Origin of the sequence: Phenylobacterium sp. (assembly GCF_041916435.1) — a bacterium.
GTDB lineage: Bacteria > Pseudomonadota > Alphaproteobacteria > Caulobacterales > Caulobacteraceae > Phenylobacterium.
The window spans coordinates 307,437-329,548 of the sequence record NZ_JAYRZM010000002.1; the positions used below are offsets into that span (position 1 = coordinate 307,437).

The 22,112-nt window shown below is 70.2% G+C and carries 18 protein-coding genes; 10 read left to right on the top strand and 8 right to left on the bottom strand.

Going from position 1 to position 22,112, the window contains the following annotated elements:
* Positions 1 to 38: 38 nt before the first annotated feature.
* Complete coding sequence (locus ACE3TA_RS06360; protein ID WP_374571682.1) at positions 39 to 1,259, bottom strand: glycosyltransferase; 1,221 nt, start codon at positions 1,257 to 1,259, stop codon at positions 39 to 41.
* Between the two features lie 119 nt (positions 1,260 to 1,378).
* On the opposite strand from ACE3TA_RS06360, the gene ACE3TA_RS06365 reads away from it, so the two are divergent.
* Positions 1,379 to 2,278, top strand: coding sequence for an aminoglycoside phosphotransferase family protein (locus ACE3TA_RS06365; protein ID WP_374571684.1), 900 nt, complete (start codon positions 1,379 to 1,381; stop codon positions 2,276 to 2,278).
* A 4-nt stretch (positions 2,279 to 2,282) separates the two neighbouring features.
* Here ACE3TA_RS06365 and ACE3TA_RS06370 read toward each other — a convergent pair whose 3' ends face one another.
* The 6 genes from ACE3TA_RS06370 to ACE3TA_RS06395 all read right to left on the bottom strand — a co-directional run bounded on the left by ACE3TA_RS06370 (position 2,283) and on the right by ACE3TA_RS06395 (position 10,844).
* Positions 2,283 to 2,753, bottom strand: a complete 471-nt coding sequence (locus ACE3TA_RS06370; RefSeq protein ID WP_374571686.1) for a cupin domain-containing protein — start codon at positions 2,751 to 2,753, stop codon at positions 2,283 to 2,285.
* Positions 2,754 to 2,770: 17 nt separating this feature from the next.
* Positions 2,771 to 3,688: a hypothetical protein gene (locus tag ACE3TA_RS06375; RefSeq protein WP_374571688.1), complete on the bottom strand. Its 918-nt coding sequence runs from the start codon at positions 3,686 to 3,688 to the stop codon at positions 2,771 to 2,773.
* A 126-nt stretch (positions 3,689 to 3,814) separates the two neighbouring features.
* Positions 3,815 to 6,304 (bottom strand): zinc-dependent metalloprotease, encoded by a 2,490-nt coding sequence (locus ACE3TA_RS06380; RefSeq protein ID WP_374571690.1) that lies wholly within the window; start codon positions 6,302 to 6,304, stop codon positions 3,815 to 3,817.
* Between the two features lie 171 nt (positions 6,305 to 6,475).
* On the bottom strand, positions 6,476 to 8,065 hold the full coding sequence (locus ACE3TA_RS06385; RefSeq protein WP_374571692.1) for an amidase: 1,590 nt from the start codon (positions 8,063 to 8,065) through the stop codon (positions 6,476 to 6,478).
* A 146-nt stretch (positions 8,066 to 8,211) separates the two neighbouring features.
* On the bottom strand, positions 8,212 to 8,394 hold the full coding sequence (locus ACE3TA_RS06390; RefSeq protein WP_374571693.1) for a CsbD family protein: 183 nt from the start codon (positions 8,392 to 8,394) through the stop codon (positions 8,212 to 8,214).
* A gap of 149 nt (positions 8,395 to 8,543) precedes the next feature.
* Positions 8,544 to 10,844 (bottom strand): TonB-dependent receptor, encoded by a 2,301-nt coding sequence (locus tag ACE3TA_RS06395; RefSeq protein WP_374571694.1) that lies wholly within the window; start codon positions 10,842 to 10,844, stop codon positions 8,544 to 8,546.
* A gap of 225 nt (positions 10,845 to 11,069) precedes the next feature.
* On the opposite strand from ACE3TA_RS06395, the gene ettA reads away from it, so the two are divergent.
* The 9 genes from ettA to metH all read left to right on the top strand — a co-directional run bounded on the left by ettA (position 11,070) and on the right by metH (position 21,794).
* Positions 11,070 to 12,731: an energy-dependent translational throttle protein EttA gene (gene ettA / locus ACE3TA_RS06400; protein ID WP_374571696.1), complete on the top strand. Its 1,662-nt coding sequence runs from the start codon at positions 11,070 to 11,072 to the stop codon at positions 12,729 to 12,731.
* Between the two features lie 230 nt (positions 12,732 to 12,961).
* On the top strand, positions 12,962 to 13,873 hold the full coding sequence (locus tag ACE3TA_RS06405) for a 2-hydroxyacid dehydrogenase (RefSeq protein WP_374572394.1): 912 nt from the start codon (positions 12,962 to 12,964) through the stop codon (positions 13,871 to 13,873).
* 59 nt (positions 13,874 to 13,932) lie between these two features.
* Entirely contained in the window at positions 13,933 to 14,412 is a 480-nt protein-coding gene (locus ACE3TA_RS06410; protein WP_374571698.1) for a hypothetical protein, read from the top strand.
* A 60-nt stretch (positions 14,413 to 14,472) separates the two neighbouring features.
* On the top strand, positions 14,473 to 15,444 hold the full coding sequence (locus ACE3TA_RS06415) for an ArsR/SmtB family transcription factor (protein WP_374572396.1): 972 nt from the start codon (positions 14,473 to 14,475) through the stop codon (positions 15,442 to 15,444).
* Positions 15,441 to 16,391, top strand: coding sequence for a methylenetetrahydrofolate reductase [NAD(P)H] (gene metF / locus ACE3TA_RS06420; protein WP_374571700.1), 951 nt, complete (start codon positions 15,441 to 15,443; stop codon positions 16,389 to 16,391). Before ACE3TA_RS06415 ends, metF begins: the two co-directional genes overlap by 4 nt.
* Positions 16,388 to 17,464: a homocysteine S-methyltransferase family protein gene (locus ACE3TA_RS06425; RefSeq protein ID WP_374571702.1), complete on the top strand. Its 1,077-nt coding sequence runs from the start codon at positions 16,388 to 16,390 to the stop codon at positions 17,462 to 17,464. Before metF ends, ACE3TA_RS06425 begins: the two co-directional genes overlap by 4 nt.
* 6 nt (positions 17,465 to 17,470) lie before the next feature.
* On the top strand, positions 17,471 to 18,460 hold the full coding sequence (locus ACE3TA_RS06430; protein ID WP_374571704.1) for a D-alanine--D-alanine ligase: 990 nt from the start codon (positions 17,471 to 17,473) through the stop codon (positions 18,458 to 18,460).
* Positions 18,457 to 19,125, top strand: coding sequence for a gamma-glutamyl-gamma-aminobutyrate hydrolase family protein (locus tag ACE3TA_RS06435; RefSeq protein ID WP_374571706.1), 669 nt, complete (start codon positions 18,457 to 18,459; stop codon positions 19,123 to 19,125). The genes ACE3TA_RS06430 and ACE3TA_RS06435 overlap by 4 nt, the downstream gene beginning before the upstream one ends.
* 11 nt (positions 19,126 to 19,136) lie before the next feature.
* Complete coding sequence (gene metH / locus ACE3TA_RS06440) at positions 19,137 to 21,794, top strand: methionine synthase (protein WP_374571708.1); 2,658 nt, start codon at positions 19,137 to 19,139, stop codon at positions 21,792 to 21,794.
* A gap of 6 nt (positions 21,795 to 21,800) precedes the next feature.
* Here the strand turns inward: metH and ACE3TA_RS06445 are convergent, their stop codons facing one another.
* Entirely contained in the window at positions 21,801 to 22,058 is a 258-nt protein-coding gene (locus ACE3TA_RS06445) for a hypothetical protein (protein ID WP_374571710.1), read from the bottom strand.
* Positions 22,059 to 22,112 lie beyond the last annotated feature (54 nt).

Consider the following 22,112-nt stretch of genomic DNA (forward strand, 5'->3'; position numbering starts at 1 on the left):
CGGCGTGACGCGTTGACCTCCATCAACCGGGGGCGGCCTCAGGCGCTGAGCGGCAGGGCCTCCGGACGGGTCCCGCCGTGCAGCAGTTCTCCATAAAGACGCATGAGCCCCTCAAAGGTGGCGTTCCAGCCGTGGCGGGCCTCGGCGCGGCGTCGCGCGGCGGCCGACAGCACGGAGAGGTCGCGGGCGAACAGGGCGTCGATCGCCTCGGCGAGGTCGGCGGGCTCGGCGCCGGCGGCCCGCTGGCCCACGGTCTCGTCGATCAGCTCGCCCACGCCGCCCGCCGCCGGCCCCATCACCGGCAGGCCGGCGGCCATGGCCTCCAGCACCACCAGGCCGAAGGGCTCGTTCGGATTGCCGTGCACGAAGGCGTCGCAGCCGGCCATCAGCTCGGCCAGGCGCACCGGATCGCGCTCGTAGTCCAGGGCGATCACATGGGGCGAATAGCGCGCGTCGCGGCCGGCCCCCACCAGCAGCAGGCGATAGGGATCGCCCAGGCGCTCGACGGCGCAGACCAGGGCCTCGATGTTCTTCTCCCGCGCCGGCCGGCCGGCGAAGACCAGCAGCCGCGTGCGCGCGTTCAGGCCCAGCCGCCGGCGAAGGCCCGCCCGGTCGGCCCGGCCGGGATCGAAGGTCTCCAGGTCGACGCCCAGGGGCAGCACGTCGACCCGGCGCACGCCCGCCTCGGCGAGCCGCGCGGCCATGTGCCGGCTGGGGGCGACCACCCGGTCGAAGCGGCGATAGGCGTCGGCCCAGCGCCGCATGGCCGGCGCATGGGCCCAGTCGCCCAGGTGCAGCACCGCCAGGGCCGCCGCGTCAGTGTGGCAATAGCCGACGACGGGCGCGCCCAGGGCCTCGCCGGCGTCCAGGGCCGCGCGGCCGGGCACGAAGACATCGCCCGCCTCGATCACGTCCGGCTCCAAGAGGCGCAGCATCGATTCCCACTTCATGGCGTTGGTGGGCATGCGGTAGCTGTCGCCGAACGGCAGACGCGCGGCGGCGATGCTGACGAGGCCGCCCGGTCCCACGGCCGTCTTCGGGCCAGGCACGACCAGGGTGTGGCGCACGTCCGGCCGGTGGCGGCGAAGCCAGCCGTTCTTGGCCAGCAGATAGCGCTTCACCCCGCCGCTTCGGGGGGCGAACATCATGGTCGTGTCGAGGAGATGGAACCCGGCGCGGCCCGCGGCGCCGAATTCAGGCGCTTCGCCAGGCTCAAGGCGGATCATGTCGGCGAACTTGGGGACTGCAGCGTCGGACACCCGGCGTCCTTTCCGGTTCTAAGCTTCACCTGGACCCAGAACCGCCGAACCGGGCCTTTTGATCCAACGGCCAAGCTGTAAATCTCATGCGACGGGCGAGTCAGGGGAGGAGACGAGCCATGACGGACGGCGCGAAGCCGGTGATCGGCGCCGCCCTGGCGGCCCGCCTGGTCGCCGCCCAGTTCCCGCAGTGGGCGCATCTGCCGGTGCGGCCGGTCACCGTCAGCGGATGGGACAACCGCACCTTCCACCTGGGCGAGACCATGGTCGTGCGCCTGCCTAGCGCTGCGCCCTACGCCGGCCAGGCGGAGAAGGAGCGCACCTGGCTGCCGCGCCTGGCGGGCGCCCTGCCGGTCGCGGTCCCGGCGCCGCTGGGGCTCGGCGCGCCGGGGCAGGGCTATCCCTGGCCCTGGGCGGTCTACGGCTGGATCGCCGGCCGCACGGCCGAGGAGGCGCCGCCGGAGGATGAAGCGCGGTTCGCCCGCGACCTCGGCGCGTTCCTGGCCGCCCTGCACCGGATCGACCCGGCGGGCGGACCGGCGGCCGGGCCGCAGAACTTCTTCCGCGGCGGGCCGCTTTCCACCTACGACGGCCAGGTGCGCGACGCGCTGACCCGGCTGGAGGGCCGGACCGACATGCGCGCCTGCCGCGCGGTCTGGGAGGCGGCGCTGGCCGCCGGCTGGGCCGGGCTGGCGGTGTGGGTGCACGGCGACTTCGCGCCGCGCAACCTCCTGGTGGACGAGGGCCGGCTCTGCGGCGTGATCGATTTCGGCCAGCTCGGCGTCGGCGATCCGGCCTGCGACCTCGCCATCGCCTGGAGCTTCCTAGGCGAGGCGGGGCGCGCGGCCCTGCGCGAGGCGCTGCCGCTGGACGAGGGAACCTGGGCGCGCGGGCGCGGCTGGGCGCTGTGGAAGGCCCTGATCCTGGTCAGCGGCGTGGCCAGGGGACCGGCGCGCGACGTGGCCGCCTCCGAAGCGACCCTGGCCGCCGTGCTGGCCGATCGGGCCGCCGGCGACTAGCGGCCTACTCCGGCGCCTTGTGGATCGGGTCGACCCAGAGCACTTCCTCGACCGTCTCGGCCGCGTCGATCTCCAGGTTCACCACCACCGCCTCATTGTCGCTGCGCACCAGCACGCACTCCAGCGTCTCGTCGGAGGAGGCGTTGATCTCCTGGTGCGGCACGTAGGGCGGCACGTAGATGAAGTCGCCGGGGCCGGCTTCGGCCGTGAACTCCAGCTTCTCGCCCCAGCGCATGCGGGCCTTGCCCCGGATCACGTAGATCACGCTCTCCAGGGGGCCGTGGTGATGCGCGCCGGTCTTGGCGCCGGCGTGGATGTGCACCGTCCCGGCCCACAGCTTCTGGGCGCCGACCCGGGCGAAGTTGATCGCCGCGGCGCGCTCCATGCCGGGCGTCTGGGCGGTGTTGTCGTCGAGCTGGTCGCCGGGGATCACCCTGACGCCCGAATGCTTCCAGCCGTCGTCGGTCTGCGACATGGCCGCCTCCTTGCGGGTCAGCCGGCGGCCTCGGCGTAGCCGGCGTAGGAGTGCTTCAAGGTGGCGTGGTTGAGCAGCATCTCGGCCACCTGCGTCTTGCCGGCGGAATCGAAGATGCGGGTGCGCACCCAGTAGGACTCGGTGCGCTTGCTCTCGGCCAGGGCGGCGATCTCGCGGCGCAGGACGTATTCCTCGCCGACGAACAGCGGTCCCTCGATCAGGCGGATCTCCTGGTCGGCGAACAGGCCCACCGCCGGGCCCTTCACCGGGAACTTCGCCTGGCGGTTCGAATACTCGGCGAGCACGCTGATCATCTCCAGCGGGATGATCGGCCGGCCCCAGGGCGAGGCCTTGGCGTCGGAATACCAGGGCGAGTTCTCGGTGATCACCTTCAGCTTCTGGTTCAGGCTGAACGGATAGAGCGCGCCCATGTGCTGGTCGGGGTCCATGCGCACGCGCTCGTCGGCCGCGCCGGTCATGCCGACCTTCAGGTCCTCCAGGATCAAGAGCTTGCCGGGCGGGCGCAGGGCGGCCATGCGCTGTTCCAGAAGCGTGGGGCCGGCGTCCGGGCCGATGCTGGCGCTGGCTTCGAGCACTTGCGTGCCGTCGGCCTTCTCGGCCCAGACGCGGGTCGACTTGGCGCCCTCGGGCGGGATCTCGGCGAAGGCCCGCACCTCTTCGCCCTCGACCACCATGTTCATGTAGTGGGACGAGATGCAGCCCTGCTCGAACCAGGCGCGGCCCCAGATCTTCTCCATCAGCGGCGGGAACAGGCTGAAGTGGGTCGGTCCTTCGATCGGGCCGGCGCGGAAGCCCAGCTTCTCGGCCATGGAGTCGTCGTGGATCGAGGAATGGCCGCCGTATTCCTGGTCGGCCAGCATCTGGCGCGGCTGGCGCAGGGGCCCGGCGATGGCGAGGGGAGTGTCAAAGCTCATGCGGGGACTCCTGGCGAACGGTTGCGAAGCGCGGCGAACCTCCCCCGGAACCGCCGTCGTTGCAAGCCAGGCCGGGCTCCCGGCGCCGTCCTCCCGCTCGCAGAAGCGAGAGGACGGCGTTGAGCGCTAGCCGCCCATCGGCGGGCCGGGCGGCAGCGGATAGCGCGAGCGCGGCTTGCCGCCCCAGGCCGGCGAGACCGCCTTGGGCGCGTTGGCCTTGGGATCTTCCAGGTAGCGGTCGATGTCCTTGGCCGTCTGGCGATAGAAGGCCTGGGTCAGCGGGTCGGCGTCCTTGCGCGCCTTCAGGCTGGTGGAGAGCTGGGCGAGCTGGTCGAGCACATAGGCCCGCGCCTCCGGCGAGGCGCCGTCCGCCCCGCCCAGCACCATCATGGAGTCCAGCGCCACCGCCTGGCTCACCCGGCGCATCGCCTTGGCCTTCGCCGTGCCGTCCGACCCGGCCTTCCAGGTGCGGGCCATCACCTCGTCGACCATCTGCGGGAAGGTCAGGGCGTCGCCCTGACGGGTGGCCAGCGCCACCATGCGCTCGGCGCGGTCCTTGTCGAACAGGGGCTCCAGCACCAGGGCCGCGCGGATGCGGGCGGCCTGCAGCGGGTCGAACGCGGCGTCGTCGGACATGTCCTCCAGGTTGCCGCCCGGATCGGGGGTGAGCTGGGCCACCAGGGCGTCGGGCATGGACAGGCTGTCCGGCTCGATCTCGTCCATCAGCAGGTCCAGCACCTCGTGCTGGGTCTTGCCGGGAATGAACTCGGTGGGCGGCAGGTCCTCGCCCTTGACGGTGATGTTGGTGAACAGGCCGCCGACGTACTTCAGGCCGGACTCGATGGCGTAGCGGTCGTGCAGATAGGCCATCCACAGGCGCATGTCGCGCATCGAGCCCACCGCCTCGCCGGGCTTGAGCATGCCCTGGCCGTAGTCGGCCAGCATGATCTTCCGCGCCGCCATGGTCTCGCGCAGGTTCTCCTGCGGCGTGGCGCGGTCGTCGTACCAGGTCCAGCGCGGATCGCTCATCGGCGTGAAGATGATCCCGTGGTCGCGCATGTCCTTGATGACGGCGTTCAGCCCGGCCTTCTCCTTGTCCGGCGCGAAGGGCGTGTAGGCGTAGCGCACCATGTAGTCGTCATAGGCGCCGACCGAGGTCTGGAAGGCGTCGGAAAGGTCGAGCTTGCCTTTGGTCACCTTCACCCGCGGCGTGGGGTAGTCCATCACCGAGGCGCGGTCGTTGAGGCTGGCGGCGAAGTTGTGGCTGAAGCCCTGGGCGTGGCCCAGTTCGTGGGCGGTGAGCAGGGCCTGGCGCAGCAGCACCATGTCGCGCTGGGCCGGCGGCATGCCGTCCAGGCCGTCCGGCGTCAGCAGGCTCGGGTCGGCGACGGTGATCCCCGTGCCGTCGCTCGGCAGGCCGCCGCTGTAGGCGTCGAAGAAGCTGGCGATTGTGCGCACGCGGCTGGAATCCATGTGCGTCTTCGAGCCGAGGATCTCGCCGGTGCGCGGGTCGCGGAAGGTGCCGCCGCTGGAAAAGCCGCGCTCGTCGCGGTCGATCCACATGACGTAGGCGTAGCGGATGTCCATCGGATCCATGTCCGGCGGCGCGTCCTTGGCCACGATGGCGTTCTTGAATCCGGCCTGCTCATAGGCCTTGTTCCACCACATCACGCCCTGTTCCATGGCGTGGCGCAGCGGGGCGGGGATCGCCGGGTCGAAGTAGAAGGTGATCGGCTTGACCGGCTCGCTGAGCGCGGCGTTCGGGTCCTTCTTCTCCAGCCGCCAGCGCGTGATCCACTCGGTGTTCGTCGGATCGCTGACCGCCTTGGAATAGTCGTGGAACCGGATCGCCGAGACGCCGATGCGCGGATCGGCCTGCCGCGGCGTGTAGCCGGTCGGCGCCTTCAGGAAGGAGTGGTGGATGCGCAGGGTGAACATGCGCGCGTCGGGCGTGACGTTGCGCACCAGCGCGCCGGTCCCGTCGCCGGTGAAGGTCGCCACCGTCTCGATCTCGGTGTTCTCGGGGAAGGCCTTCATCTTCGCCGGATAGAAGGTGCTGCGCGCGGCGTCGAACTTGTAGGCGCCCTGCTTGGCCTGCTTCAGCCGGCCCTCGACATTGGCCGCGTCGCGCATGAACAGCGCCGTGGCGTCGACCACCACGTGGCCGTCGGCCTCGTCCTCGATCGGCAGGACGGCGAGCACCGAGGTGGGGAAGGAGGTGGTGGTGTTGGCCGCGTGGGCCGCGTCGCCGTTGATGGAGCGGTAGTCGAGGTTCACCTCGTTGACGAGCACGCGCTGGCCGACGCGCTCGAAGCGGATCACCTCGCTGTCGAGCACGCCGCGGTCGAAGGGCAGCTCCACCGAGCCGCCGCCGGTGGCGGCCTGGACATAGTAGAGCACGTCGGTGTCGAACTGGCTGATCTCCAGCAGCACGCGGCCGCGCGCGGCGTCCCAGTAGAAGGGGATGAAGCCGTCGGTGCGCTTCAGGCCGGCGATCCCCTTGGCCGCGGCGGGGGGCGGGGCCGTCGCCGCCGAGCTCGCCGCCGGCGCCCCGGCCGCCACGACGGCCAGCGCCGCCGCCAGAACCACGTGAAGTCCGCCTCGACCAGACCGCATGACCAACCCTCCCGACTACCTGCGCAGGGCAGGAGGGCGGTGGTGGCGGGCTCAATCAATATCCAGCGTTAATGTGTCCACGAAATTCGAATATCTGTAGAATATGCGCTCATTGTGATGAATTTCAGCGCTGCGAATGCGTTTTGTGAAGGCTTTGCGAGGCGGCGGTCCCTACGGCGCGGGCGCGTAGGCCGCCTCGTATTCCGGCCGGCCGGACACCGTCGGCGGGAAGGCGGGCGCGAGCCGGGCGGGGGCGGCCTGCTCGAAGGCGTAGCCCAGCGACAGAAGCCGGCCGTCCGACCACTTGGGGCCGATGAACGAGAGCCCCACCGGCAGCCCCGAGACATAGCCCATCGGCACGGTCAGGTGCGGATAGCCCGCCACCGCCGGCCAGGTGGAGGGAGAGCCCAGCCAGCGCGAACCGTTCACCGGATCGACCACCGAGGCCGGCCCGCCGCTGGGCAGGACCAGCGCCTCGACGTTCGCCTCGGCCAGCACCTTGTCGATCCCCTCTGGCCCGGCCAGGCGCCGCCCGGTCTCCAGGGCCGTCTTGTAGGCCGGATCGGTCAAGGCCGGGGCCTTGGCGGCTTCCTCGAAGATCTCCTGGCCGAACAGCACGGTCTCGCGCGGCGTGGCGGCGTTGAAGGCGATCAGGTCGTCCAGGGTGCGGGTCTTGACCTTGTCCGGCGCGGTGGAGGCCAGATAGGCGTCGATCCCGGCCTTGAACTCGGCATGCAGCACCACGTCTTCGGCCTTGTCGACTGGGGTCTCGTCGGGAAGCTTCACCTCCACCAGCACCGCCCCGGCCGCCTTCAGCGTCTCCAGCGCCTTGTCGAACACCGCCTCGGTCTTGGGCGAACGCTCGGTCATGCTGCGCACGTAGCCCAGCCGCGCGCCCTTCAGCGAGCCGGCGTCCAGCCCGGCCAGGAAGTCGGTCCTGTGCGCGTCGGCCTCGGCGGTGGCCGGGTCGGCCGGATCGGAGCCGGCCATGGCGGTGAGCAGGGCGGCGGCGTCGGCCACCGTGCGCGCCATCGGCCCGGCGGTGTCCTGGCTTGCCGAGATCGGCACGATGTGGGTGCGCGAGACCAGGCCCACGGTGGGCTTCAGGCCGACGATGCCGTTCATCGCCGCCGGGCAGGTGACCGAGCCGTCGGTCTCGGTGCCGATCGCGGCCCAGGCCAGGCCCGCGGCCACCGCCGCGCCCGAGCCGGAGCTGGAGCCGCAGGCCGAGCGGTCCAGGGCGTAGGGATTGCGCACCAGCCCGCCGATCCCGCTCCAGCCGCTGATCGAGCGGGTCGAGCGGAAGTTGGCCCATTCGGAAAGGTTGGTCTTGCCCAGGATCACCACGCCGGCCTGGCGCAGGCGCGCGATCAGCGGCGCGTCGCGGCCGGCCACGTTGTCCTTCAGCGCCAGCGAGCCGGCGGTGGTGGCCATGGGATCGGCGGTCTCGATGTTGTCCTTCACCAGGATCGCCAGGCCGTGCAGCGGGCCGTGGGCGTGGTGGGCCGCGCGCTCGTCGTCGTGCCGCGTGGCGGTCTTCAGGGCGTCGGGATTGAGCGCGATGACGCTGTTCAGGGTTGGGCCGGCGCGGTCGATCCGGGCGATCCGGTCCAGATACATCTCAGTCAGGCTCTTGGAGGTCGCCTGGCCGCCGGCGATCGCGGCCTGTTGTTCGGCCCCCGTCGCAAAGGCCAGGTCCGCCGCCGCCGCAGGTCCCGCGCTCAACACCACCGCCATCGCTCCCGCCAGCACCTTCAACATGCGCCCCTCCGTTGTAGCGGTATTGGAGCGCGACTGGCCGGGCTTGGGAAGCGGGCAGGGGCGGGCGGCGCCTGGGGATGCGAGGGGCGGTCAGTTGTTGGGCGACGGCCGCCCGGGCCGGCGGCCCGGGGCGGCCCGGCCCGCGATTAGCGCTTGAGCGCGTCGCGCGCGGCTTCCTTCAGGTGGCCCGCGGCTTTCTGCGCCTTGCCCGCGGCGCGCTCGAACGCGCCCTCGGCCTCCAGGCGATGGTCGCCGGTCGCGCGGCCGACGGCCTCCTTCACGGCGCCCTTGGCGTCCTTGGCCGCGCCCTTGATCTCGTCCTTGTGCATGTCGGGTCTCCTTCAAACGAAAGGGGAGGCGCGAGCGCCTCCCCAGTGCTTCAAAGGACGCATCGGGACGGATTTCGTTCCATGACGCGCGCTTGGCGCGGCCGGACGGCAAGGGGATCCCGCCCGGCCGCGCCGCACGTCCGGGCGTCCTAGAACGCCTTGCGAACCGTCACGAACACCTGCCGCGGAGCGGCGGCCTGCAGGGTCTGGGCGTCGCCCGAGTAGCCGAAGCCGTTCGAGCCCAGGGTGGAGACGTACTTCTTGTCGAACAGGTTGGTGACGTTGGCCTGCACCTCCAGGCCCTTCATCCAGCCCTCGCCGTCGAAGCGGTAGCCGGCCGACAGGTCGGCGGTGACCACGCCGCCGACGCTCTGGTCGTTGGTGTAGGTGTAGAAGCGCTTGGAGGTGTAGTGCGCCGACAGCTTGGCGAACCAGCCGTCCTGGTCGAAGGCCAGTTCGGCGTTGGCCAGGTGCTTGGGGGCGTCGACCACGGTCTTGCCCGAGATGTGCTGGGTGACCGCGCCGGTGGAGTCGACGATGTCGTCGTCGTACTGGCTGTCGTTGTAGGCGTAGGAGCCGAACAGCGACCAGGCGTCGGCGAAGCGCCAGGTGGCGGCCGCCTCGAAGCCCTTGGAGGTCACCGAGCCGGCGTTGGCCAGGATCGTCGGGTTGCCAACGATGCCGGAACCGGCGGAGGTGCCGATCAGGCGGTCGTCGAACTTGACGTAGTAGGCCGCCAGCACGCCCTGGACCTGGGCGAAGCGGAAGCGCCAGCCGGCCTCGATGGTCTTGGAGCTTTCCGGCTGCAGCTTGCCGACGATGGCGTTGAAGCCGTCCTGCGTCGTGGCGAAGGGCGACAGGCCCGTGTGCGCCGCGCCGAAGGCGCGCATGTTCTCGGCGTAGTCGGCGAAGAACTCCTGGCCCTCGGCGAAGCGGTAGTTCACGCCCACCTGCGGCAGGAAGCTGTCCTCGGAGGTGATCGAGCCGTTGATCTGCGGCGAGACCGCCACGACCGTGTCCGAGGTCGACTTCACCCGCACCGCCTTGAAGCCGAAGTTGACCTTCAGGGCGTCGTTCACCTCCCACAGGTCCTGGATGTAACCCTGGGCGGTCTTGGTGTTAAAGGCGTAGCCCCACTGGGTGTAGAAGGGGTTGGAGAAGAAGCTCAGGTTGCCCTTGGGCGAGGCCAGGTCCAGGCCGTAGTAGCGCCGGTACTGGTTGAAATCGTTGTCCTCGTACCAGCCGCCGAAGCTGATGGTGTGGGCGCCCAGCGTCCAGTCGGCGTTGGCCACCAGGCCCGTGCGGTCGATGCTGTATTCGGTGGTGCGCACCGAGATCGGGGCGTTGTCGGTGGTGGCGCCGGCGACGCCGTAGTTCGGCGAGGGCACGTAGGGCGTGTACCAGGTGCCCTGGCCGTCGTTGGTGTGGCCGTAGACGGTGGCGCTGGCCTTGAAGTTGTCGCCGAACGGCGCGTCCAGCGTCAGGGCCCACAGGTCGTCGTTCCGAAGGCCGGAGGCGTTGTAGTAGGCGTCGTCCACGCACTGGATCGGCGAGGGATAGGCGTTGGTGGAGCAGTCGCCCGCCGGATTGGCCAGGTAGGTCTCGGCCACGGCCACGGCCTTGGCCCAGTCGCCGGTGATGTTGTCCCAGTCGTAGCCCAGGCGCGAGATCATCCCCTTGGAGAGGTCCTGGTAGTCGTTCTCGCGGCGGCGCGACCAGTCGTAGAAGCCGGTGAGGGTGGCCGAGCCGATCGGTTGGACGAACTTGAAGTCGATCTGCTTCTGCTTCTGCTTGCCCTCGCCCTTCCACTTGTCGGCGTTCTGGTCGGTGTAGCTGATGTAGGCGCGCCCGCCGGTGGGCAGGTCGCCCGTCTCGAAGCGCACGTAGCCGCGCCAGGTGTTGCTGGAACCGCCGGTCACCTGGACCTGGCCGCCCATCTCGTGGGACGGATCGCGCGAGAGGAACTTCAGCGTGCCGCCGAGGTTCGAGGTGGAGGCCGTCTCCAGCGTGCCGGCGCCCTGGGCCAGTTCGACCCCGCCGATGTCCTCGTTGGAGATGGCGCGGCTGATGTGCAGGCCGTTGAAGGCGCCGTAGCTCATGTCGCCCAGCGGCACCCCGTCCAGGGTGAAGCCGAGCTGGTTCTGGTTGAAGCCGCGGATCGAGATGCGGGTCGACCATTCGTAGGCGCCGAACGGGTCGGAGGACTGGAAGTTCACGCCCGGCAGCTTCTCGACCAGCTTGATCGGGCTGGTGCCCGGCGCGGCCTGTTCGATTTCCTGGGGCTTGATGGCCTGGACCTGGCGGGTCTCGCCCTGGCCGTAGACGACCAGTTCGGAAACCTCGGCGTCGGCGCCGGCGGCGGCCGTGGAATCGGCTTCTTCCGCGGCGGCTTGGCCGGCCGTCGCCAGCAGCGCGCCGATGGCGGCGCCCAGCAGCAGATGTTGTCTCATGTCGGTGATCCCCTGCACGCCCGTGGCGGGCGCAACGGAAAACGCCGCTATCAGGGACATGCGACGGACAATTGATGGATTTGTTGCGCCCCGGCGTCCGTGGCGTGACGGCTGTGTGACGGCCGAAGCCGGCGGCCTGGCCGCCCCGCCATTGCCTCACGCCCGCGCGGCGGCTATCTCCGGCGCCGACTTCCGAAAACCTTCGAACACGGGCGCGGACCACCCATGGCGCAGCAGTACATTTTCCAGATGCAGGGCCTGACCAAGGCCTTCCCGGGCGGCAAGAAGGTGTTCGAGAACATCTGGCTGTCGTTCTACCCGGACGCCAAGATCGGCGTGGTCGGCGTCAACGGCTCGGGTAAGTCGACCCTGATGAAGATCATGGCCGGGCTCGACACGGAGTTCTCCGGCGAAGCCTTCGCCGCCGAGGGCACCAAGATGGGCTACCTGGAGCAGGAGCCCCAGCTCGACGAGCAACTGGACGTGTGGGGCAACGTCATCGCCTGGTGCGAAGAAAAGAAGATCTTCGACGCCTACAACGAGGCCGCCGCCAAACTCGGCGAGGACTACACCGACGAGCTGATGGAGGAGATGACCGCCCTCCAGGAAAAGCTGGACGCCGGCGACCTGTGGGACATCGACAGCCGCATCGAGATGGCCATGGACGCCCTGCGCTGCCCGCCCAACGACTGGATGGTCGACAGTCTTTCGGGCGGTGAGAAGCGCCGCGTCGCGCTCGCGCGGCTGCTGCTCTCCAAGCCCGACATGCTGCTGCTCGACGAGCCGACCAACCACCTGGACGCGGAGTCCGTGGCCTGGCTGCAGCACCACCTGGAGAACTTCCCCGGCTGCGTGATCCTGGTCACCCACGACCGCTACTTCCTGGACCAGGTCACCAAGTGGACGCTCGAGCTCGACCGCGGCAAGGGCATTCCCTACGAGGGCAACTACTCGGCCTGGCTGGAGCAGAAGGCCAAGCGCACCGCCCAGGAAGAGCGCGAAGAGGCCGGCAAGAAGCGCACCATCGAGCGCGAGCTGGAGTGGGTGCGCTCCTCGCCCTCGGCGCGGCGCTCCAAGTCCAAGGCGCGCCTGGCCGCCTTCGACGACCTCGTCAATCAGGCCGAGCGCGCCAAGCAGACCTTCGCCCAGATCCAGATCCCGCCCGGCCCGCGCCTGGGCCATGTGGTGATCGAGGCCGAGAACCTGGAGAAGGCCTACGGCGACAAGCTCCTGTTCAAGGACCTGGAGTTCAAGCTGCCGCCCGGCGGCATCGTCGGCGTGATCGGGCCGAACGGGGCGGGCAAGTCCACCCTCTTCAAGATCATCACCGGCAAGGAAGAGCCCGACCAGGGCGCCATCCGCCTGGGCGAGACGGTCAAGCTGGCCTACGTCGACCAGAGCCGCGACGCCCTCGATCCCAACAAGACCGTCTGGGAGGAGATCTCCGGCGGGCTGGACATCATGAAGGTGGGGACCCGCGAAATCCCCAGCCGCGCCTATGTCGGCTCGTTCAACTTCAAGGGCGGCGACCAGCAGAAGAAGGTCGGCCTGCTCTCCGGGGGCGAGCGCAACCGCGTGCACCTGGCCAAGACCCTCGCCGACGGCGGCAACGTGATCCTGCTCGACGAACCGACCAACGACCTGGACGTGGAGACCCTGCAGGCCCTGGAGAGCGCCCTGGAGGACTTCCCCGGCTGCGCGGTGGTGATCAGCCACGACCGCTGGTTCCTGGATCGCCTCGCCACCCACATCCTGGCCTTCGAGGGCGACAGCCACGTCGAATGGTTCGAGGGCAACTTCGAAGCCTACGAAGAGGACAAGAAGCGCCGCCTGGGCGCGGACAGCCTGATCCCCCACCGCATCAAGTTCCAGAAATTCGGGCGCTAGGGATTCGCCTCGTGCCTCAAGCGGGGCGCGAAAACTGATTCGGATCAGTTGCTTGAAGCTTGAATTTCAGGCGCCGCGCGAGGCGGGGCCGGCGCCTGTCGCGGCGGCGCGTCGCAGAAGCGAGCGATTCTGAGCCTCGCGCCAGTTGCGCGGCGCGGCCGGGGCGGCCATGTGCACCCGAGCCCCAGCCGCAGGAGACGCCCGTGACCGAGACCGCCGCCCCGCTCGTGATGATCTCCCACCCGATGCTGGCGGTCATGCAGCCGGCGCTCGAGGGCAAGGGCTGGCGCGTGGCCCGGCGCTGGGAGCTGGCCGAGGCGGACAAGCCCGACGTGCGGGTGATCGTCCACGCCGGCGAGGCCAAGCTGGAGCCGGAGTTCCTGGAAAGCCTGCCGAACGTAGGCCTGATCGCCTGCGTCAGCGTCGGCTACGACGGGGTGAACGTGCCCTGGTGCCGCGCGCGCGGGATCGAGGTCACCCACGCCGACGGGCTGAACGCCGACGACGTGGCCGACCACGCCGTGGGCCTGATCATCGCCTCCTGGCGCGAGATCGTCGCCGGCGACCGCATGGTGCGCGAGGGCCGCTGGACCCTGGCCGACCGCATGGCCCCGCGCCCCGGCCTTCGCGGGCGAAAGGTCGGGATCGTCGGCCTCGGCCACATCGGCGCGGCGGTGGCCACCCGCGTGGAGGCCTTCGGCATGACCGTCTCCTGGTGGGCCCCCCGGGACAAGCCGGCCGCCTGGCCGCGGGCGGCGAGCCTGCTGGACCTGGCCCGTGAGGCCGACATCCTGGTGGTGGCCTGCCGCGCCGACGCCTCCAACCGCAAGATGATCTCGGCCGAGGTGATCGAGGCGGTGGGCCCGCGCGGGCTGATCGTCAACGTCGCGCGCGGCTCGATCATCGACGAGGACGCCCTGATCGCGGCGCTGAAGGACGGGCGCCTGGCGCGCGCGGGCCTGGACGTGTTCGAGACCGAGCCGACGCCGGCCGGGCGCTGGGCCGACGTACCCGGCGTGGTGCTGACCCCGCACACCGCCGGCGGCACCATCGACGCGATTCCGAAGATGGTCGGGCAAGCGCTGGACAACGTCGCGCGCTTCCTGGACGGCCAGCCGCTGGCGAGCCCGGTGGCGGAGTAGGGCGCCTTTCCGCGGAATTTGCGCCTGGAGCGGGCCGGCGCGGGCTATAGAGCCGCGTCATGAGCGACGCGCCGATCCGAATCTGGCTGGCCCTGAGCCATCACGCCGCCTTCCGCTGCGGCGGCTGGGCCTTCGTGCGCGCGGCCGACGGGGCCGTGACCGGCGTGGCCGGCGGCGAGCGCAACCTCACCGGCGAGCGCATCGAGCTGGCGGGCCTGGCCGCGGCGCTGGAGACCCTGCCGGCCGGCGCGGAAGCGGTCCTGCACACCCTAAGCGTCCGCATCCTGCGCTCGGCCGCGGCGATCGCCGGGACCGCGACGGGCGAGCAGGCGCCCAGCGAGGACCTCGACCTTTGGGCCCGCATCGTCACGGCCGCGAAGGGGCGCAGCCTGCGCCTGGTCTGCGCCGAGGCCGGCGCGGGGACCCCGCTCGCCTTCGCCGCCGCCTGGGCCGAGTTCGCCCGCGACAAGGCCAAGGCCGCCGGCGCGTTCGCCTCGCCGATTCCGAAGACCAACCTGGCCAAGCTGCGGGGGCTCTAGGCCGGCGCGACGCCCACTTGGACGTTGACATAACCATATAAAGATATCTTTATGTCCGCCATGGCGATGAGCGCTGAACAGGCGGTGGAGGTGTTGCGCGCGGCGGGCGAGCCGACGCGCCTGCGCATCCTGGCGCTCCTGGCCCGCGAGGAGCTGGCGGTGCTGGAGCTGTGCCGCGTGCTCGACCAGAGCCAGCCCAGGGTTTCGCGCCATTTGAAGCTGCTGGCCGAGGCCGGCCTTGTCGAGCGGTTTCCGGACGGGGCGTGGGTGTTCTACCGCCTGCTCACGGGCCGCGAGGCCGGGGCCCTGGTCGCCCAGGCGCTGGCGCTGATCGATCCGGCCGATCCGGTGCTGCTCCGCGACGCCGAGCGGCTGGACGCGGTGCGCGCCGAGCGCGAGGCCGAGGCCGGGGAGTATTTCGCCCGCAACGCCGCGCGCTGGGACGAGATCCGCTCGCTCTACGTCTCCGAGGCCGACGTGGAGGCCGCGATCCTGGCCGCCGCCGGACCCGGCCCGTTCCGCCGCATGATCGACCTGGGCACCGGGGCGGGGCGGATGCTCACCCTCCTGGGTCCTCACGCCGAGCGGGCGCTGGGCCTGGACCTGTCGCAGCAGATGCTGAACATCGCCCGCAGCCGCGTGGCTCGCGCCGGGCTGGACCGCTGCGAGCTGCGCCACGGCGACATCTTCGGCACCGGCCTGCCGGGCCAGAGCGCCGACCTGGTGGTCGTCCACCAGGTGCTGCACTACCTGGGCGATCCGGCCGCCGCGCTGAGGGAGGCCGCCCGCCTGGTGGCCGAGGGCGGACGCCTGCTGATCGTCGACTTCGCCCCCCACGCCCTGGAGTTCCTGCGCGAGCAGCACCAGCACCGCCGCCTGGGCTTCTCCGAGGCCGAGATGAACCGCTGGCTCGCCGAGGCGGGCCTGGCCGAGATCGCCGCCGTCGAGCTGCCGCCGATCCGCGACGGGGGCTTGACCGTGAAAATCTGGAGCGCGGTGCGACCGTCCGCCCGCCAAAGGAGCGCCGCATGAAACCCGTCCGCGCGCCCGAGCGCGCCAGCGCCCTCGGCCCCGTCGCCCATGCCGGCGCCGGGCTCGGCCCGCGCCCGAAGATCTCGTTCGAGTTCTCGCCGCCGAAGACCCCGGAGGCGGAGGAGAGCCTGTGGCAGGCGATCCGCCGCCTGGAGCCGCTGAACCCGGAGTTCGTCTCGGTGACCTACGGCGCGGGCGGCTCCACCCGCGACCGCACGCATCGCACGGTCGTGCGCATGCTCAAGGAGACGACGCTGAAGCCCGCCGCGCACCTCACCTGCGTGGAGGCCAGCCGCGCCGAGGTGGACGAGGTGGTGCGCGCCTATTGGGACGCGGGCATCCGCCACATCGTGGCCCTGCGCGGCGATCCGCCCGGCCAGATCGGCGGGGTCTACGTCCCCCGCCCGGACGGCTACCTGAACGCCACCGAGCTGACCGCGGGCATCCGCGCCATCGCCCCCTTCGAGGTGAGCGTCAGCCTCTATCCGCAGAAGCACCCGGAAAGCCCGTCGCTGGACCACGACATCGACGTGCTGAAGGCCAAGATCGACGCCGGGGCGACGCGGGCGATCACCCAGTTCTTCTACGACATCGACGCCTTCCTGCGGTTCATGGACAAGGTCCGCGCCGCCGGGGTGACGATTCCGATCTCGCCGGGGGTGATGCCGGTCTCCAACTTCAAGGGCCTGCAGCGCATGGCCGAGCCGGTGGGCATTCCGCTGCCGCAGTGGCTGGGCAACCTGTTCGAGGGCCTCGACAAGGATCCGGAGACGCGCAAGCTGGTCGCCGCCTCGGTGGCCGCCGAGATGTGCGCGCGCCTGGCCGAGGAAGGCTATTCGGACTTCCACTTCTACACGCTGAACCGCGCGGACCTGGTCTATGCGATCTGCCGGGTGCTGGGCGTGCGCGAAGCCGAACCCGCCCGTCAAAGGAGCGCCGCCCAATGAGCAAGGTGCAACCCGGCCGCGCCGAACGCATCGCCCGCCTGAAGGCGATCGCCAAGGAGCGCATCCTCATCCTCGACGGCTCGTGGGGGGTGATGATCCAGAAGCGCGGCCTGACCGAGGACGACTATCGCGGCGAGCGCTTCAAGGACCACAAGGTCCAGCTCAAGGGCGACAACGACCTGTTGTGCCTGACCCGGCCGGACATCATCGCCGACCTGCACGACCAGTACTACGCCGCCGGCGCCGACATCTCCGAGACCAACACCTTCTCGGCCACCACCATCGCCCAGGCCGACTACGAGATGCAGGGCGCGGTGTGGGACATCAACTTCGAGGGCGCGCGCATCGCCCGCAAGGTCGCCGACGAATGGACCGCCAGGGAGCCGGACAAGCCGCGCTTCGTGGCCGGCTCGATCGGTCCGCTCAACGTGATGCTGTCGATGTCCTCGGACGTGAACGATCCGGGCGCGCGTAAGGTGACCTTCGCCCAGGTCTACGACGCCTACCGCGAGCAGGTGCGGGCGCTGCACGAGGGCGGCGCCGACATGTTCCTGATCGAGACCATCACAGACACCTTGAACTGCAAGGCCGCGATCAAGGCGATCCTGGACGTCGAGGACGAGGGCTACGAGCCGCTGCCGATCTGGATCTCGGGCACTATCACCGACCGCTCGGGCCGCACCCTGTCGGGCCAGACGGTGGAGGCGTTCTGGAACTCGGTGCGCCACGCCAAGCCGTTCGCGGTGGGGCTGAACTGCGCGCTCGGCGCGGAGCTGATGCGCCCGCACATCGCCGAGCTGGCGCGCATCGCCGACACCCTGGTCTCGGCCTATCCCAACGCCGGCCTGCCCAACGCCATGGGCGAATACGACGAGACCCCGGACCAGACCGGCCACATGCTGCACGACTGGGCCGGCGACGGGCTGGTCAACATCCTCGGCGGCTGCTGCGGCACCACCCCCGACCACATCCGCCACGTGGCCGACGAGGTGCGCGGCATGAAGCCCCGGCGAATCCCCGAACGGCCGCACGCCATGCGGCTTGCGGGGCTGGAGCCGTTCGAGCTGGCGTGATCGCCGATGAAGCCAACGATCCTTTTTGGCGGAACCAACCGTGAGCGGTTGGTCTCAGTGGCCAGCGCCCAGGCGATCATCGCCGCGCTGCCGCAGGCGGACCTGTGGTTCTGGACCCCCGACGGTCGTGTTCGCACGGCCGCTCGCTCGGCGCTGATCGCCCATCAGCGGCCTTTCGAGATCGACTTTCCGGCAGGCGAGGGTGAAGACCTTGGTCCGATCGAGGCGGCGCTTGACCGCTCCGTGGCCGAGCGCCGGGTGCTAGTTCTGGCCTTGCATGGCGGGGCCGCCGAGAGCGGCGAGTTCGCCGCGCTCGCCGAGGCGCGAGGCGTGGCGTTCACCGGTTCCGGCGCCGCTGCTAGCCGGCTCGCGTTCGACAAGGCTGCGGCCAAGCGCGCCGTCGTTGGAGCGGGCGTGGCCGTGGCGGGCGAGGTGGCGCTTGATGCCGCGTCCGAGGGCTTGGCGCGCTACGGCCGCTTGGTCGCGAAGCCCGTCGCCGAGGGCTCGAGCTATGGCCTTTTGTTCATCGACGACGCCGAGGGTTTGGCGCGACTTGCGCAGGCCGCCGCCTGCGAGGCCTATCTGATCGAACCCTTCGTCGCCGGCCAGGAGGCGACCTGTGGCGTGCTGGAGACAGACGGCGGACTGATCGCCCTGCCGCCGGTGGAAATCCTGCCGGGCGGGGGCGCCTTCGACTACGCCAGCAAGTACCTGTCGGCGCAGACCCGGGAGATCTGCCCGGCGACCTTCGCGCCCGAGGTCAACGCGGCCCTCCAGGCCAGCGCGCTGGACGCCCATCGCGCCGTCGGCGCGGCCGGCTATTCACGCTCGGATTTCATCGTCACGCCGCATGGGCTCATCTTCCTAGAAATCAACACGTTGCCCGGTCTCACTCCAGCCTCGCTCTATCCCAAGACGCTGGCGGCCCAGGGCGTAGCTTTCGACGCATTCCTCAAGGGCCAGGTCGCACTGGCCGAACGGCGCGCCCGCCAATGAGCCGCGCCCGTATCGCCGTGCTGCTTGACGAGAACACGTCTTCGGGTGGGACCCGTTACGAGGCGGCCAAGGGCTATTTCGACGGTCTGTTGTCCGCCGGAGCCGCGCCCTACGGCGTTCCCTATGCGCCTGGGATCGCCCGTGAGACGGCCACGGAGTTCGACGGCCTGATGACCTGCGGCGGCCGGTTCGCCGTTCCCGACGCCTGGTACGTTGGCGCCGCATATCCCGCGCCGCGGACTGACCGGCCGGATGCGGAACGAGCCTTGCTCGAAGGCTTCTTGGCCGCGGGCAAGCCTGTCCTGGGCATCTGCGCCGGGATGCAGGCGCTGGCCTGCCTGAGCGGATGCCGTATGACCGCCCATGTGGAGGGGCATGACGATCGTGCCGCCGTCCATCCGGTGCAGATAGCGTCGGGCTCGTTGTTAGAGCGCCTGGTGGGGGCGCAACTGATGGTCAATAGCTTCCACCGGGAGGCGATCGTGGAGCTTGGCCCGCAAGTTCGGGCCTGCGGCCGCGCGCCGGACGGCGTGATCGAGGCTATCGAGCTCCCCGACCTTTCGTTCGCCCTGGGCCTTCAGTGGCACCAGGAACTCCTTGGGCCCGGTCATCCCGGCCAGGCCATCTTCGCTGGCTTCGTCGACGCCTGCGTCCGCAATACCTAGGAACTCGGCGTATGCGACCCACCTTCATCAATATCGGCGAGCGGACCAACGTCACCGGCTCGGCCAAGTTCCGCAAGCTGATCGCCGAGGGCGACTACGCCGCCGCCCTGTCCGTGGCCCGCCAGCAGGTGGAGGCCGGCGCGGCGGTGATCGACGTGAACATGGACGAGGGCCTGCTAGACTCGGTCCAGGCCATGCGCACCTTCCTGAACCTGGTGGCCGCCGAGCCGGACATCGCCCGCGTGCCGGTGATGATCGACTCGTCCAAGTGGGAGGTGATCGAGGCCGGGCTGCAGACCGTGCAGGGCAAGGCCATCGTCAACTCCATCAGCATGAAGGAAGGCGAGGCCAAGTTCATCGAGCAGGCCAAGGCCTGCCTGCGCTACGGCGCGGCGGTGGTGGTGATGGCCTTCGACGAGGAGGGGCAGGCGGACACGGTGGAGCGCAAGGTCTCCATCTGCAAGCGCGCCTACCACGTCCTGACCGAGCGCGTCGGCTTCCCGCCCGAGGACATCATCTTCGACCCGAACATCTTCGCCGTGGCGACGGGGATCGAGGAGCACGACGACTACGCCGTGGCCTTCATCGAGGCGACGCGGGAGATCAAGGAAAGCCTGCCCTACGCGCGGGTGTCCGGCGGGGTCTCGAACGTCTCGTTCAGCTTCCGCGGCAACGAGCCGGTGCGCCGGGCGATCCACTCGGTGTTCCTCTACCACGCGATCGCGGCGGGCATGGACATGGGCATCGTCAACGCCGGCGACCTGCCGGTGTACGACGACATCGACCCGGAGCTGCGCGAGGCGGTGGAGGACGTGATCCTGAACCGTCCCCCGCGCGGAAACATCTCCAACACCGAGCGGCTGGTGGAGCTCGCGCCGAAGTACAAGGGCGAGAAGGGCAAGGCCAAGACCGTGGACCTGGCCTGGCGCGAGGGCAGCCCCCGCGACCGGCTGGTGCACGCCCTGGTGCACGGGGTCACCGACTACATCGAGGCCGACACCGAGGAGGCGCGGGCCGCCGCCGAGCGCCCGCTGCACGTGATCGAAGGCCCGCTGATGGACGGCATGAACGTGGTCGGCGACCTGTTCGGCTCGGGCAAGATGTTCCTGCCCCAGGTGGTCAAGTCGGCCCGGGTGATGAAGCAGGCCGTGGCCTATCTGCTGCCGTTCATGGAGGCGGAAAAGGAGGGCCAGGTCCGCCAGGCCGCCGGCAAGATCCTGATGGCCACCGTCAAGGGCGACGTCCACGACATCGGCAAGAACATCGTCGGCGTGGTCCTGCAGTGCAACAACTACGAGGTGATCGACCTGGGCGTGATGGTCCCGGCCGACCGCATCCTCGACGAGGCCGTGGCCAACAAGGTCGACATCATCGGCCTGTCGGGCCTGATCACCCCGTCGCTGGACGAGATGGTGTTCGTCGCCGCGGAGATGGAGCGGCGCGGTTTCGACATCCCGCTCCTGATCGGCGGGGCCACCACCTCCAAGACCCACACGGCGGTGAAGATCGAGCCCGCCTACAAGGCCGGCCCGACCACCTATGTCGTGGACGCCAGCCGCGCCGTCGGCGTGGTCTCGGGCCTGCTGTCGGCCACCGAGCGGCCGCGCGTCACCGCCGAGACCCGCGCCGAATACGCCCGCGTGCGCGAGCAGTTCGCCAGGGGGCAGGGCAATCGCGCCCGCGCCAGCCTGGAGGAGGCCCGCGCCAACGCCTTCACGCCGAACTGGGCCGAGTACCGCCCGCCGCGGCCGGCCTTCACCGGCGTGCGCGCGTTCGCGCCCTACGACCTGGCGGAGCTGGCGCGGCACATCGACTGGACGCCGTTCTTCGCCAGTTGGGAGCTGGTCGGCCGTTTCCCGCAGATCCTGGACGACGAGATCGTCGGCGAGGCCGCCCGCGACCTCTACCGCGACGCCCAGGCCATGCTGGAGAAGATCATCGCCGAGAAATGGTTCGAGGCCCGCGGCGTGGTGGGCTTCTGGCCGGCCAACGCCGAAGGCGACGACATCGTCGTCTACGCCGACGACGAGCGCACCACCGAGCGGGCGCGCCTGCACACCCTTCGCCAGCAGATGCTCAAGCCCAAGGGCGAGGAGGGCCGGGCCAACGTGGCGCTGGCCGACTTCGTCGCCCCGGTGGACAGCCGGCCCGACTGGATCGGCGGCTTCGCCGTGACCGCCGGCCATGGGGAGCTGGACGTGGCGGCGCGGTTCAAGGCGGCCGGCGACGACTATTCGGCGATCCTGGCCACGGCGCTCGCCGACCGGCTGGCCGAGGCCTTCGCCGAGGCGCTGCACCGCAAGGTGCGCACCGAACTCTGGGGCTACGCCCCGGACGAGCCCTTCGACCTGGCCGCCCTGATCGCAGAGGAATACCGGGGCATCCGCCCGGCGCCCGGCTATCCGGCCCAGCCCGACCACACCGAGAAGGCGACCCTGTTCAAGCTGCTGGACGCGACGGCCGCCACCGGCATCGAGCTGACGGAAAGCTTCGCCATGACCCCGCCGGCGAGCGTCTCGGGGCTCTATTTCTCGCATCCGGCGTCGCACTACTTCGGCGTCGGCCGCATCGAGAAGGACCAGGTGGAGGACTACGCCCGGCGCAAGGGCTGGGATCTGAAGACCGCCGAGCGCTGGCTTGCGCCGATCCTCAACTACGAGCCGGCCTGAGCCGGCTCAGCGGCCTTCTTTCCAGAGGTCGAGCGGCTGGTGCGCCTCGTGGCGGATCAGGCCGAGGTAGCCGGTCACGAAGACGACGGCGCCTATGGCCAGCCCGCCCAGGAAGCCCGCCGGGGTGGCGAACCACAGGGTCAGGAAGGAGATGGACGTGGCCAAGAGGACCATCGACCATCGCACCAGCATGTTGAAGATGTGGTAGGTGCGCTCGTGCGCCAGTAGCTCCGCGTCCGGCGGGGCCGTAAAGCGTTCGTCCATGACGTCGCCTCCCGAGGATCTGTCGTCCCCCGACTTGCTTAAGCATAACGCAAA

Bases quoted from the DNA above. Each gene is read 5' to 3' on its own strand.
- ACE3TA_RS06445 (WP_374571710.1), bottom strand. From the start codon at position 22,058: ATGGACGAACGCTTTACGGCCCCGCCGGACGCGGAGCTACTGGCGCAC.
- metF (WP_374571700.1), top strand. From the start codon at position 15,441: ATGAAACCCGTCCGCGCGCCCGAGCGCGCCAGCGCCCTCGGCCCCGTC.
- ACE3TA_RS06405 (WP_374572394.1), top strand. From the start codon at position 12,962: ATGATCTCCCACCCGATGCTGGCGGTCATGCAGCCGGCGCTCGAGGGC.
- ACE3TA_RS06370 (WP_374571686.1), bottom strand. From the start codon at position 2,753: ATGTCGCAGACCGACGACGGCTGGAAGCATTCGGGCGTCAGGGTGATC.
- ACE3TA_RS06395 (WP_374571694.1), bottom strand. From the start codon at position 10,844: ATGAGACAACATCTGCTGCTGGGCGCCGCCATCGGCGCGCTGCTGGCG.
- ACE3TA_RS06415 (WP_374572396.1), top strand. From the start codon at position 14,473: ATGGCGATGAGCGCTGAACAGGCGGTGGAGGTGTTGCGCGCGGCGGGC.
- ACE3TA_RS06375 (WP_374571688.1), bottom strand. From the start codon at position 3,688: ATGAGCTTTGACACTCCCCTCGCCATCGCCGGGCCCCTGCGCCAGCCG.
- ACE3TA_RS06380 (WP_374571690.1), bottom strand. From the start codon at position 6,304: ATGCGGTCTGGTCGAGGCGGACTTCACGTGGTTCTGGCGGCGGCGCTG.
- ACE3TA_RS06430 (WP_374571704.1), top strand. From the start codon at position 17,471: ATGAAGCCAACGATCCTTTTTGGCGGAACCAACCGTGAGCGGTTGGTC.
- ACE3TA_RS06390 (WP_374571693.1), bottom strand. From the start codon at position 8,394: ATGCACAAGGACGAGATCAAGGGCGCGGCCAAGGACGCCAAGGGCGCC.
- ACE3TA_RS06385 (WP_374571692.1), bottom strand. From the start codon at position 8,065: ATGTTGAAGGTGCTGGCGGGAGCGATGGCGGTGGTGTTGAGCGCGGGA.
- ACE3TA_RS06425 (WP_374571702.1), top strand. From the start codon at position 16,388: ATGAGCAAGGTGCAACCCGGCCGCGCCGAACGCATCGCCCGCCTGAAG.
- metH (WP_374571708.1), top strand. From the start codon at position 19,137: ATGCGACCCACCTTCATCAATATCGGCGAGCGGACCAACGTCACCGGC.
- ACE3TA_RS06435 (WP_374571706.1), top strand. From the start codon at position 18,457: ATGAGCCGCGCCCGTATCGCCGTGCTGCTTGACGAGAACACGTCTTCG.
- ACE3TA_RS06365 (WP_374571684.1), top strand. From the start codon at position 1,379: ATGACGGACGGCGCGAAGCCGGTGATCGGCGCCGCCCTGGCGGCCCGC.
- ACE3TA_RS06410 (WP_374571698.1), top strand. From the start codon at position 13,933: ATGAGCGACGCGCCGATCCGAATCTGGCTGGCCCTGAGCCATCACGCC.
- ettA (WP_374571696.1), top strand. From the start codon at position 11,070: ATGGCGCAGCAGTACATTTTCCAGATGCAGGGCCTGACCAAGGCCTTC.